The sequence below is a fragment of the Devosia sp. Root105 genome, from assembly GCF_001424865.1.
Classification (GTDB): domain Bacteria; phylum Pseudomonadota; class Alphaproteobacteria; order Rhizobiales; family Devosiaceae; genus Devosia_A.
Genome location: NZ_LMCR01000019.1, coordinates 292,104 through 304,167 on the forward strand (window position 1 = coordinate 292,104; position 12,064 = coordinate 304,167).

10 protein-coding genes are annotated in these 12,064 nt (G+C 66.9%); all 10 read left to right on the forward strand.

Features of this window, described 5'->3' with window-relative positions:
• Window positions 1–47 precede the first annotated feature (47 nt).
• The 10 genes from ASC68_RS23890 (at window position 48) to ASC68_RS23935 (ending at window position 11,900) form a co-directional block, all read left to right on the forward strand.
• Window positions 48–1,601, forward strand: coding sequence for an aromatic amino acid lyase (locus ASC68_RS23890; protein ID WP_055885158.1), 1,554 nt, complete (start codon window positions 48–50; stop codon window positions 1,599–1,601).
• 93 nt (window positions 1,602–1,694) lie between these two features.
• Window positions 1,695–2,603: an ABC transporter substrate-binding protein gene (locus ASC68_RS23895; protein WP_055885161.1), complete on the forward strand. Its 909-nt coding sequence runs from the start codon at window positions 1,695–1,697 to the stop codon at window positions 2,601–2,603.
• Window positions 2,604–2,796: 193 nt separating this feature from the next.
• Window positions 2,797–3,984, forward strand: a complete 1,188-nt coding sequence (locus ASC68_RS23900) for an ABC transporter permease (RefSeq protein ID WP_197421389.1) — start codon at window positions 2,797–2,799, stop codon at window positions 3,982–3,984.
• The gene (locus tag ASC68_RS23905; RefSeq protein WP_055885164.1) at window positions 3,977–4,915 is read left to right on the forward strand and encodes an ABC transporter ATP-binding protein; all 939 of its coding nucleotides are present in this window, start codon (window positions 3,977–3,979) and stop codon (window positions 4,913–4,915) included. Before ASC68_RS23900 ends, ASC68_RS23905 begins: the two co-directional genes overlap by 8 nt.
• Window positions 4,912–5,661: an ABC transporter permease gene (locus ASC68_RS23910; RefSeq protein ID WP_055885167.1), complete on the forward strand. Its 750-nt coding sequence runs from the start codon at window positions 4,912–4,914 to the stop codon at window positions 5,659–5,661. Before ASC68_RS23905 ends, ASC68_RS23910 begins: the two co-directional genes overlap by 4 nt.
• 8 nt (window positions 5,662–5,669) lie before the next feature.
• Complete coding sequence (locus ASC68_RS23915; protein ID WP_055885170.1) at window positions 5,670–7,013, forward strand: amidohydrolase family protein; 1,344 nt, start codon at window positions 5,670–5,672, stop codon at window positions 7,011–7,013.
• A gap of 172 nt (window positions 7,014–7,185) precedes the next feature.
• On the forward strand, window positions 7,186–8,448 hold the full coding sequence (locus ASC68_RS23920) for a Zn-dependent hydrolase (protein WP_055885174.1): 1,263 nt from the start codon (window positions 7,186–7,188) through the stop codon (window positions 8,446–8,448).
• 119 nt (window positions 8,449–8,567) lie between these two features.
• Window positions 8,568–9,695: a DUF917 family protein gene (locus tag ASC68_RS23925; RefSeq protein WP_055885177.1), complete on the forward strand. Its 1,128-nt coding sequence runs from the start codon at window positions 8,568–8,570 to the stop codon at window positions 9,693–9,695.
• A gap of 2 nt (window positions 9,696–9,697) precedes the next feature.
• Window positions 9,698–10,201 (forward strand): Imm42 family immunity protein, encoded by a 504-nt coding sequence (locus tag ASC68_RS23930; protein WP_055885181.1) that lies wholly within the window; start codon window positions 9,698–9,700, stop codon window positions 10,199–10,201.
• 34 nt (window positions 10,202–10,235) lie between these two features.
• The gene (locus ASC68_RS23935; protein WP_055885183.1) at window positions 10,236–11,900 is read left to right on the forward strand and encodes a urocanate hydratase; all 1,665 of its coding nucleotides are present in this window, start codon (window positions 10,236–10,238) and stop codon (window positions 11,898–11,900) included.
• Window positions 11,901–12,064: the final 164 nt, after the last annotated feature.

A 12,064-nucleotide genomic window follows, 5' to 3' on the forward strand; every position in this document is an offset into this window, starting at 1 on the left:
CCGGCGTATGGCTTGCACCACCTGCCGCCACCCGCTAATCCCAGCGCATGCAGCAGTTTCACTCTCCCGCCGGCACCCTAACCCTCGACGGCAAGCCCATGAGTTTTGCGAGTCTGGCGCGGGTCGGCGCACGAGCGGTTTCGCTCGCGGCCGACGCCGCCGCGATGGCGCGGGTCGATGTCGCCCGCAAGGTGGTCGAGGACAAGATCGCGCGCGGCGAGCCGGTGTATGGCGCCAATACCGGCGTCGGCGCCATGAAGGATGTCGAGTGGTCGCCCGAGGAGCTCGAAACGTTCAACCTCGGGCTGGTGCGGGCGCATCATTTCGGCACCGGCGCGCCGTTCCCCAGTTCGGTGGTGCGGAGCGCCATGGCGATCCGCGTCAATACCGCATTGACCGGCCGCGTCGGTTGTTCGCGCGCGCTGGTCGACGCCTACCTGGCGCTGCTCGATAAGGACGTGGTGCCGGTGGTGCGGCGTACCGGCTCGATTGGCACCGCCGATATCGGGTTGATGGGCCAGATCGGCGCCGTACTGACCGGCGTCGGCGAGGCGGTGTACCAGAACCGGCGCATGTCGGCCGAAGCGGCGCTGGCCGAAGCGGGGCTCGTGCCCTGCCGCATGGCGCCGCGCGACAGCCTCGCATCGATCAGCGTCAACGCCGTGGGCTTTGCCGCCGCCGCCGAGGCGGTGCGCTCGGCCGCTTCGGCGATGCGCATGCTGCTCGCCACCGGCCTCACCACCGCCGGTGCGCTCGGCGCATCGCGCGACCCGTGGAAGGCCGTGGCGCATGTGGGGACCGAGCGCGAGGCCGAGATCGGCGCCTGGCTCTATCACAACGCCATGGGCTGGGACTGGCCGAACGCCACGCATGTGCAGGACCCGCTGTCGCTGCGCATGATGGCGCAGGTGTTCGGCTCGGGCTTCGATACGCTGCTGGTCGCCGGCCGCACCGTGCTCGCCGCCACCGGCCGCACCGATGACAACCCGGTAGTGGTCGACGGACAGGTGCTGACCTCAGGCGGCTCCCTGCCGCTCGACGTGACCATCTACCTGCAGACGGCGCAACTGGCGCTGGCGCATGCGGCGCGCAACTCGTTCAATCGTTGCGTGTTGCTGTCGAACGGCGCCCGGCGCGATCTGCCGATCAACCTGGTGCCGCGCGGCGCCATCGCCACCGGCTTCGGCCCGATCATCAAGCTGGCGGGCGAACTCTTCGCGCGCGCCCTGTCGATGGCGATGCCGGTCTCGGCGCAATCGCTGGTTGTCGCCGCCGGGCTCGAGGACGAGGTGTCGTTCCTGCCGCTGGTGGTCGAGCGATTCGAGCGGCAGGTGCGGGCGCTGAAGCGTCTGGCGGCCCTAGAGGGCCTGCTCGCCGCGCAGGCGATGGACATTCACGGCGACCGTCCGAGCGGTGTGCCCGCGATGATCTACGACAAGGTCAGGCAGCACGCCGCCTTCTACGTGGTGGACCGGCCACTTTCTGCGGAAGTCGAAATCATTGAAAGCGATCTGGGTTCGGAACAGAGCATGGCGGAACTGATTTCCCACGCGCCCATTCCTGCACTGGACGAGTTTTTCGCGCTGGGCCCCGTCGCGTAGCATGCCGGAGTATGACTTTTCCTTGGCGCCCGTATAGGTTTGGCGCCAATTCCGGCCCAGGGACTGCACGGCCGGAACAATAAGGAGACCATCATGCTTTCGAAGAAACTGCTCAGCGCTGCTGTCGCGCTGGCCTTCACGGTGACCGCTGCGAATGCCCAGGTCGTCGTGTCGTCGAAGATCGATACCGAAGGTGGCTTGCTCGGCAACATCATCAGCCAGGTGCTGCAGGCCAATGGCGTCGCCGTGACCGAGAAGATCCAGCTCGGCGGCACGCCCGTCGTGCGCCAGGCGATCACCGCCGGCGAGATCGACATCTATCCAGAATATACCGGCAACGCCGCGTTCTTCTTCGAGAAGGCCGACGACCCGCTGTGGAACGACGCCGCCAAGGCCTATGCCGAGGCGAAGAAACTCGACTACGACGCCAACAAGATCGTCTGGCTGTCGCCCGCTCCTGCCAACAACACCTGGGCCGTGGCCGTCCGCAAGGATGTCGCCGATGCCAACAAGCTCGCGACCTTCAGTGAGCTCGGCGCCTATATCGCCGGCGGCGGCAACATCAAGCTGGCCGCCTCGGCCGAGTTCGTCTCGTCCCCGGCCGCCTTGCCGAAGTTCCAGGAGGTCTATGGCTTCACTCTGAAGCCCGACCAGCTGGTGACCCTCTCCGGTGGTGACACAGCGGCGACCATCGCTGCCGCCGCGCAGCAGACCAACGGCGTCAACGCCGCCATGGTCTACGGCACCGACGGCGGCATCGCTCCCTCGGGTCTGGTGGTGATGACCGACGACAAGGGCGTGCAGCCGGTCTACGAGCCGGCGCCGATCATCCGCGAGGCCGTGCTGCAGGCCAATCCGCAGATCGAAGAGCTGCTGAAGCCAGTATTCGCCAAGCTCGACCTGGCGACGCTGCAGACGCTCAACGGCCGCATCCAGGTCGGTGGCGAAGCCGCCAAGGACGTCGCCATCGACTGGCTGAAGACCAACGGCTTCCTGAAGTAAGCTGCCGCACGGTCAGTGCATTTTGGGGGTGGGCAGGACGACTGCCCACCCCTAGTGTTTTCGGCATGACGCGCATCGGCAATGACCACCGCCTGTCATCCCTGCGAAAGCAGGGACCCATCGCCCAGCCCGCGCTGGCTGCGAGTTGGGTCCCTGCTTTCGCAGGGATGACATCGAGTATGGAGCGAGACCGGTGACCGACGCTGCGATCGCCGCACCGACACGAAGCCTCACCGTCGATAAGCTCGGCGTGCTGATCGCCGCACTTGCTGCCATCGCCGCGTTCCTGCCCTTCGCCGCCTTCCGCGCCAACCGTATCGTGCTCGGGGAAGCCAAGGGCCTCTTCGCCGCGCTTCCCGGTTGGGAAGCGGCCGTTCTCGCCATTGTGCTGGCTGCCGGCATCGGCATCGCGCTGTTCCGGACGCCGACGCTGTGGCGGCTGGCCACCAGCCTCGTGGTGCTGGCGCTGCTGTTCGTCGCCATCGGCCACGCCGGCAGCTTCCTCACACCGCCGGGTGACAAGATCGCCCGCGTCTCGCCCGGCGCCGGCTTCTGGCTGCTGATCTTTGCCTTCGCGCTGCTGGCGGCCGACGCCATCGCGCGGCTGAAGCTGAAGCCGTGGACGCGCATCGGCGTGCTGGCGGCGGTGGCCCTGTTCTTCGTCGTGCTGCTCGGCTCGGGCACGCTGAACGATCTCTCGATCCTCCGCGAATATGCCAATCGCGGCGATACCTTCTGGCGCGAGGCGCAAACGCATCTGGCATTGGCGCTGGGTTCGCTCGCCGCGGCAACGGTGGCCGGCATTCCGATCGGCATCCTCTGCCATCGCAGCGACGCCTGGCGCGCGCCGGTGCTCAATGTGCTGAACGCCATCCAGACCATCCCATCGATCGCGCTGTTTGGCCTCTTGATCGCGCCGCTCGCCTGGGTGGCAGCTAACATCCCGGGCGCTTCGGCCGTCGGCATCTCTGGCATCGGCGCGGCGCCGGCCATGGTGGCGCTGTTCGCCTATTCGCTGCTGCCGGTGGTCGCCAACACTGTGGTCGGCCTCGATGGCGTGCCGCCTGCCGCCAATGACGCGGCCAAGGGCATGGGCATGACCGACTGGCAGCGGCTGGTGACCGTCGAGTTTCCGCTGGCCTTTCCGGTGATCCTCACCGGCATCCGCATCGTGCTGGTGCAGAATATCGGCCTCGCCACCATTGCCGCGCTGATCGGTGGCGGCGGTTTTGGCGTCTTCGTGTTCCAGGGCGTCGGGCAGACGGCGATGGACCTGGTGCTGCTCGGCGCCGTACCCACCGTGGCGCTCGCCTTCGCCGCGGCTGTCGTGCTGGACGCAATTGTCGAAATGGTCTCACCCAAGGATACGCGCCGTGATTGAGATCGAAGCCCTCACCAAGGACTATCTCGAGCTGACCGTGGTCGACCACGTCGGCCTCACCGTCGCCGACGGCGAGATCGCGGTGATCGTCGGCACCTCCGGGTCAGGCAAGACCACGCTGTTGCGGATGATCAACCGATTGATCGAGCCGACCTCGGGCACGGTGAAGATCGATGGCCAGGATACCCGGGATGTGCCGGCCTTCGAGCTCAGGCGCCGCATCGGCTACGCCATCCAGGGGCACGGGCTGTTCCCGCACCGCACCGTCGGGCAGAACATTGCCACCGTCCCGACCCTGCTCGGCTGGGACAAGGGCAAGATCGCGGCGCGGGTCGATGAACTGCTGGAACTGTTTCAGCTGCCGGCGGCGGAGTTTCGCGACCGTATGCCGAGCGAACTGTCCGGCGGCCAGCAGCAGCGCGTCGGTGTGGCGCGGGCCCTCGCCGCCGAGCCAAAACTGCTGCTGATGGACGAGCCGTTCGGCGCGCTCGACCCGATCATCCGCGCCAAGGCGCAATCGGACCTGCTCGCCATCCAGAAGCGCTTCGGCACCACCATCGTCTTGGTGACGCACGACATGGAGGAGGCGATCCATCTCGGCTCGCGCATCGCCGTGATGGATAAGGGTAAGCTGCTGCAATACGCGCCGCCGGACGAGATCATCGCCCGGCCCGCAACGCCGTTCGTTGCCGAACTGATCGGCACCGGCGAGCGGCCGTTCCGGCTGCTGTCGCTGGGCAAGGTCCGCGACCTGGTCGAGCCCGGCCCGGCACAGGGCGAGCCGATCTCCGCCGACGCCTCACTGCGCGACGCCTATGCCGAGTGCCTGTGGACCGGCCGCGAGATGCTGCCGGTGGTCGATGCCGATGGCGCCAGCATCGGCCGCATCCGTCGCGACGACATCGCCCACAAGGCCGAGCGCCCGCAATGAAGCCGGGGCTGATCATCCGGCTGGTGGTTCTGGCGCTGCTGGTGGCGTTCATCGTCGCGCCGGAGAGCTTCGCCTGGGTGTTCCAGCCGCTGACCAAGAACGGCCAGCCGGCGATCTACGTGCAGAACTCGCTGCTCAACCTCACCGTAAGCCACCTGACCATCGTCGCCATCGCCACCATCGCCTCGACGTTGCTGGCGGTGGGTCTCGCCATTCTCGTCACCCGGCCATTCGGCGCCGAATTTCTGCCGTTGAGCCGCTCGCTCGCCAATATCGGCCAGACCTTTCCGCCGGTGGCGGTGCTGGCACTGGCCGTGCCGGTACTGGGCTTCGGCACCGCGCCGACGCTGGTGGCGCTGTTCCTCTACGGCCTGCTGCCGATCTTCGAGAACGCCCTCACCGGCCTCACCACCTTGCCGCCCGCCGTGACCGAAGCGGCCCGCGGCGTCGGGATGACCGACCGGCAGCGGCTGCTGGGCGTGGAACTGCCGCTGGCAACGCCGGTGATCCTCGCCGGCATCCGGCTCTCGGTAGTGATCTCGGTGGCGACGGCCACTATCGGCTCGACCGTCGCGGCCTCGACGCTGGGCGAGGTGATCATCGCCGGGCTGCTCAGCAATAACCTCGCCTTCATCGCCCAGGGCGGGCTGGTGGTCGGCGTGATGGCGGTTCTGATCTATGATGCGCTTTCGGCGCTCGAGCGGGCACTGATGGCCCGCACCGGCCAGCGCCGGCAGCACGCGTAGGAGCCAACATGTCCGATTTCGATCTCGTCCTCGCCGGCACGGTGGTGCTGCCATCCATGGTGGTCGAGGATGGCTATGTGGCGGTGCGCGACGGCAAGGTGGTGCATGTCGGCGAGGGGACGCCGCCGCACGCGCATGAGCGGCATTTGCTCGGCAAAGCGCTGATCCTGCCCGGCGCCATCGACGCGCAAACCCACTCCTTGAGCCAGAGAGGTCAGGAAGATTTCATCTGGTCGACCCGCTCGGCCGCGGCCGGCGGGGTGACCACCATTGTCGACATGCCCTATGACGAGGGCAATCTCGTCTGCTCCGCCGAGGCGGTGCGGATCAAGGTGGCGCATGCCGAGCCGCAGGCCCGGGTGGATTTCGCGCTCTATGGCACCATCAACCCGGAGGATGGTGCGAGCCGCATCGCCGAGCAGGCGGCAGCCGGCGTTGCTGCGTTCAAGTTCTCGACCTTCGGCACTGACCCGGTGCGCTTCCCGCGCATCTCGCCGCCGCTCCTCGCCGAGGCCTTCGCCGAGGTGGCGAAGACCGGGCTGACGGCGGGCGTCCACAACGAGGACGACGAGAGCGTCCGCGCCGCCATGGCCAAGGTGAAGGCCTCGGGCATCACCGACTGGCGGGCGCATGGTATGAGCCGGCCGCCGCTGACCGAATTGCTGGCGACACTGCAGATTTACGAGACCGGGGCGCAAACTGGGTGCGACGCCCATGTGGTGCACTGCTCGCTGAGCCGCGGCTACGACATCGCCGCCGACTATCGGGCGCACGGCTTCGGCGCCACCATCGAGTGCTGCATCCACTACCTGACCCTCGACGAGGAAAACGACGTCCGCCGGCTGGGCGGCAAGGCCAAGATCAACCCGCCGATCCGCCCGCGCGCCGAGGTCGAGGCGCTGTGGCGCCAGGTGGCGGCCGGCAATGTGACGCTGGTCTCGACCGATCACGTCAGCTGGTCGGAAGATCGGAAGACCAACCCGGACATGCTGGCCAATTCGTCCGGCGTACCGGGGCTCGAGGCCATGGTGCCGCTGTTCGTCAAGGGTGCCCTGGAGCGTGGCGTGTCGCTGACCTGGGCGGCCAAACTGATGGCGGCCAATCCGGCCAGGCACTTCCGGCTGGGCCAGAAGGGCGCGCTGGAGGCCGGCAAGGACGCCGACATCACCGTGCTGGTGGATCGCCCGATGGTCTACGACGCGGCAAGATCCGGGCACAATGTGGTGGGGTGGTCGCCGTACAACGGCATTGAGCTGCCGTGGACGGTGGCCGGCACCTGGCTGCGCGGGCAGCAGGTGTTTGACGGAACCACGGTGGCCGAACCGGGGGCAGGGCGGTGGGTGCGGCCGTGAGGATCGAGCACTTTGCCACCCCCACCCAGCTTCGCTACGCGCCAACGGCGCTAGCTTCGCTACCCTCCCCACAAGGGGGAGGGAGAGGCCGGAGCCGCCCTATCGGCGAGCGTCTCCCTCCCCCTTGTGGGGAGGGATCAAGGGTGGGGGTGCCCCACGCTCGGTGCCACCAATGACCCGCAATCTCCCCACCCAGGAAGCCCGGATCGCCGAGGATATCGCGACCCTCGCCGAGATCACCGAGCCCGGCCGCCCTTACACCCGCCGCGCCTTCACCCCGATGTTCCTCCGCGGCCGCGAGTGGCTCGTCCGGCGCTTCGAAGCCGCGGGCCTCGAGACCCGGATCGACGCCTCCGGCAACCTGATCGGGCTGCGGCGCGGCCGCGCCGGCAGGGGCACCATCATGCTCGGTTCACACTCCGACACCGTGCCGGATGGCGGTCGGTTCGACGGCATTGCCGGAGTATCGGCAGCGCTGGAAGTAGCGCGGGCGCTGGCCGATCAAGGCGTACAGCTACAGCACGACCTGGAGATTGTCGATTTCCTCGCCGAGGAGGTGTCGATCTTTGGCGTCTCCTGCGTCGGCAGCCGCGGCATGGCCGGGGTCAGGCCGGACAACTGGCTGGACCGCGAAGTCGACCAGTTCACTTTGCGCGAAGGGATCGCCGAGGTCGGCGGCAATCCTCAGAAAATCGAGAAGCGCGAGGACATCGCCGCCTTCCTCGAGCTGCATATCGAGCAGGGGCCGGTGCTGGAAGATGGCCATCTCGATATCGGCGTGGTCACGGCGATCGCCGGGATCACCCGGATCGAACTGGTGGTGAACGGTCGGGCCGACCATGCCGGCACCACCCCGATGGGCTCGCGCCAGGATGCGTTGACCACCGCGGCACGGCTGGTGCTGGGGATCGAGGAACTGGGTACGCTGCTCAGCAGGGGCAAGTTCCATTTCGCTGCGACCGTCGGTGAGTTCTCGATCGAACCCGGGGCGGCGAACGTCGTGCCATCGCGGGCCCGGCTGCTGATCGATGCGCGAGCCGAGCGCCGCGAGGATATGGAGCGGTTCATCGCCGAACTCACCGTACTCGTTAATGCCACGGCCGCCGCGACTGGGGTGGCGATAGAGCCGCCATTGACCATTTCCGACAATTTGCCAACGCCTTGCGACCCGTTCGTGCTTGATACGCTGGACGCGGCAGCCGTGGCCGTGGGGGCGCGCCATCGCCGCATGGCATCGGGCGCCGGGCACGACACGGCCTGGATGGCGCGGGTGACCAGGGCGGCGATGATCTTCATCCCCTGCCTCGGCGGCCGCAGCCACACGCCGGAAGAATATGCCGAAACGGCCGACGTGGCGCTGGGCGCCGCCGTGCTGCTTGAGGCGGTGAAGCGGTTGGATAGGGAATTAGTCGACCAAGATGGCAAGCGAGCTTGAAACACCCCACGGCGTCATTCCCGCGAAGGCGGGAAACCAGAGCCGCACGCTCGATGGCCGGTGGCTTCCCCTGGGTTCCCGCCTTCGCGGGAATGACGCCGGCGGTAAGGTGATCCACCGTGGGTAGAATTCTGACCGAGAAGGATGTGGAAGCCGCAGTGAAGGGCGGCTCCGTCTATGCCGCCGGCGGCGGGGGCTGGGCTGATCATGGCCGCATGCTTGGGCTTGCGGCGGTGAGCGTCGGCAAGCCCGAGCTGGTCGACATCGAAGAGCTGGAGCCGCGCGACTGGGTGGCGACTGCTGCCGCGATTGGCGCACCGGCCTCGACCACACCATGGGAGATGCGCGGCGTCGATTACGTCAAGGCGGTGAAGCTGCTCGAGAAGGCGCTGGGCGACAAGGTCCGCGGCCTGATGATCGGGCAGAACGGCAAGAGTTCGACGCTCAATGCCTGGCTGCCGAGCGCCATCCTCGGCACCAAGGTGGTCGACGCGGTGGGCGATATCCGCGCCCACCCGACCGGCGACATGGGTTCGATCGGCATGGCCGGCAGCCCCAAGAAGATGATCCAGACGGCTGTGGGCGGCAATCGCGCCGAGAACCGCTACATCGAGCTGGTGGTGAAGGGCGCGACAGCAAAGATCTCGCCGATCCTCCGCACCGCGGCCGACATGTCGGGTGGCTTCATCGCCTCCTGCCGCAACCCGCTGCGCGCCAAATATGTGCAGCGCAATGCGGCGCTCGGCGGCATCTCGCTGGCGCTGAGCCTCGGCGAGGCGATCATCGCGGCGGAGAAAAAGGGTGGCTCGGCGATAATCGACGCCATCGTCAAGGCGACCGGCGGCGCCATCCTGGTGAAGGGCGCGGTGACGAAGAAAGACCTCGTCTACACCAAGGAGGCCTTCGATATCGGCCGGTTCGTCTTGGGCGAGGGCGACAAAGCCGTCACCATCCACACCATGAACGAATACATGGCGATCGACGATGCCGGCGGCAACCGGCTCGCCACCTTCCCCGATGTGATCGCCACGCTCGACGCGGCGGGCCAGCCGCTGAGCGCCGGGCAGCTGCGCGAAGGCATGTTCGTCTTCGTGCTGCACGTGCCCAAGAAGGTGATTCCGCTCTCCTCCTCGGTGATCGACCCGGCGGTCTACCCGCCGGTCGAAAAGGCCATGGGGATCGAACTGGCGAAGTACGCGCTCGACGGCGTGAAGCGGAAGAAGAAGGCTCGGAAGGGCTGGGCTTAGCCATGGTGTTCGGCGATCGATCGACCTTTGCCATCGATTGCGAGATCGCCAGCCGTCACCCACCACATCAGGCCCTGGGCAAGTTCATTGTGTATCTGGCAGGTTGTCGTTTCGGGGTGGATGAGCCTGAGGCAAGCATGCTTGGCAACTCCATCGACGCCATTGGGCAACGCCTCCTCAACAGGGGCCGTCACACTCGGCGCTCGTTCGACGCCACTCCCGCTGTGGAAATTGCTAATGCTTACCTAGGCGGGGTGTACCGCGGAGATGGGGGTGAACATGTCGAGTGGAGCACCATCGTCTGGGTTCCCGACGGCGACGAGGCGTTTGATGACGGCAGCCACATTTTGCAGATGGACACCGGCGCATCTGTTCGGCTGATCGGGTTCAAGAATATGGGCGACACATTGTCCAATGACGACGTGGTCGAACTTACTATGCTCCCCGATGCGTTCTATTCGGTGCTTGCACGGTGTGCTGATTGGTACCACAGGCAAATTCACTAGCTGAGCATCGTCGGTGGCGGTATCAAACCCCACCATGCCAAAACCCAATCCCCGCCATCCGAATTTCCCCATTCCCTCCGGTCCGGTCCTGCGCGCCAAAGGCTGGCGGCAGGAGGCGTTGCTGCGGCTGCTCGAGAACGTGCTGGCCGTCGGTGAGGACCCCGAAAAGCTGATCGTCTATGCGGCGCTCGGCAAGGCGGCGCGGAACTGGGCGGCGCATCGGCAGATTGTCGAGGCGTTGACCACGATGGACGAGGACCAGACTCTGGTCATCCAGTCGGGCAAGCCGATCGGGCTGCTGAAGACCCATGCGCAGGCGCCATTGGTGATCATGGCGAACTGCAACATCGTCGGGCAATGGGCCAAGGCCGAGGTGTTCTACGAGCTCGAGAAAAAGGGCTTGATCGCCTGGGGCGGACTGACCGCCGGGGCGTGGCAGTATATCGGCAGCCAGGGCGTCATCCAGGGCACCTACGAGATATTCATGCGCATCGCCGAGAAGCGCTTCGGCGGTTCGCTCGCCGGGCGCTTCATCCTCACCGCCGGCATGGGCGGCATGGGTGGCGCGCAGCCGCTGGCCGGGCGCATGGCGGGCGCGGCGATCCTCGATGTCGATGTCGACCCGGCGCGCGCCGAGCGCCGCAAGGAGATCGGCTATCTTGAGGAGATCGCGCCGAACCTTGATGCGGCGCTCGAAATGATCGCCGCGGCGGTGCGCGACAAGCGGGCGCTGTCGGTGGGGCTGGTCGCCAATGCGGCCGAGGTCTATCCGGAAATCCTCCGGCGCGGCATCATCCCCGACATCGTCACCGACCAGACCAGCGCGCACGATCTCGTCTACGGCTACGTCCCCAAGGGCATGAGCCTAGACGAAGTGCGGCGGCTGCGGGTCGACGGGCAGGGGCAGTTGATGGCGGCGAGCCGCGCTTCGATCGCCGACCATGTGCGGGCCATGCTGGGGTTCCAGGCGGCCGGCTCGGAAGTGTTCGACAATGGCAACCTGATCCGCACCCAGGCCAAGCAGGCCGGCGTCGAGAACGCCTTCGATATCCCGATCTTCACCGAGGCCTATCTGAGACCGCTATTCGCCCGCGCCATCGGCCCGTTCCGCTGGATGGCGCTGAGCGGGGAAGCCTCGGATATCGCGCGCATCGACGATCTGGTGCTGGAGATGTTCCCGGACAACAAGATCGTCACCAACTGGATCCGGCTGGCCCGGCAATACGTGCCGTTCGAAGGACTGCCCGCGCGCATCGCCTGGCTGGGGCATGGCGAGCGAACCGCACTGGCCCTGGCGGTGAACGCGCTGGTGCGGAGCGGCGAGCTGAAAGCGCCAGTGGCGTTCTCGCGTGACCATCTCGATGCGGGAGCGATGGCCCACCCCAACATCATGACCGAGAACATGAAGGACGGCTCCGACGCCATCGCCGACTGGCCGCTGCTCGATGCCATGCTGCTCACCGCCTCGATGGCCGACCTCGTAGTGATCCACTCGGGCGGCGGCGGCTATGCCGGCTACATGACGTCTGCCGGCGTGACGCTGGTGGCGGATGGGACCGAGGCAGGCGACGCGCGGCTGTCGCACGCGCTAACCAATGACACCTCGCTCGGCGTGATGCGCTATGCCGATGCGGGGTATGAGGACGCGGTAGATGAGGCGGAGAAAAAGGCGATCGGGTGGTTTGATCTGCGGGGGTGAAATCGTGGCTCCGCGCACCCCCTTCGAGCTACGCTAGCTCGCTTCGCTCTCAAGCTCCGCTTGCCTCCCCCGTCGAGGGGGAGGTGCGGCATCGAGTTTGGTTCTGGCTGCTGCGCAAACCCATCAGTCGTCACCCTCCCCCTTGCGGGGAGGGATCAAGGGTG

What these genes read in the sequence shown, in the direction of transcription:
- ASC68_RS23890 (WP_055885158.1), top strand. Translation starts at nt 48, where the DNA reads ATGCAGCAGTTTCACTCTCCCGCCGGCACCCTAACCCTCGACGGCAAG.
- ASC68_RS23895 (WP_055885161.1), top strand. Translation starts at nt 1,695, where the DNA reads ATGCTTTCGAAGAAACTGCTCAGCGCTGCTGTCGCGCTGGCCTTCACG.
- ASC68_RS23910 (WP_055885167.1), top strand. Translation starts at nt 4,912, where the DNA reads ATGAAGCCGGGGCTGATCATCCGGCTGGTGGTTCTGGCGCTGCTGGTG.
- ASC68_RS23915 (WP_055885170.1), top strand. Translation starts at nt 5,670, where the DNA reads ATGTCCGATTTCGATCTCGTCCTCGCCGGCACGGTGGTGCTGCCATCC.
- ASC68_RS23920 (WP_055885174.1), top strand. Translation starts at nt 7,186, where the DNA reads ATGACCCGCAATCTCCCCACCCAGGAAGCCCGGATCGCCGAGGATATC.
- ASC68_RS23930 (WP_055885181.1), top strand. Translation starts at nt 9,698, where the DNA reads ATGGTGTTCGGCGATCGATCGACCTTTGCCATCGATTGCGAGATCGCC.
- ASC68_RS23935 (WP_055885183.1), top strand. Translation starts at nt 10,236, where the DNA reads ATGCCAAAACCCAATCCCCGCCATCCGAATTTCCCCATTCCCTCCGGT.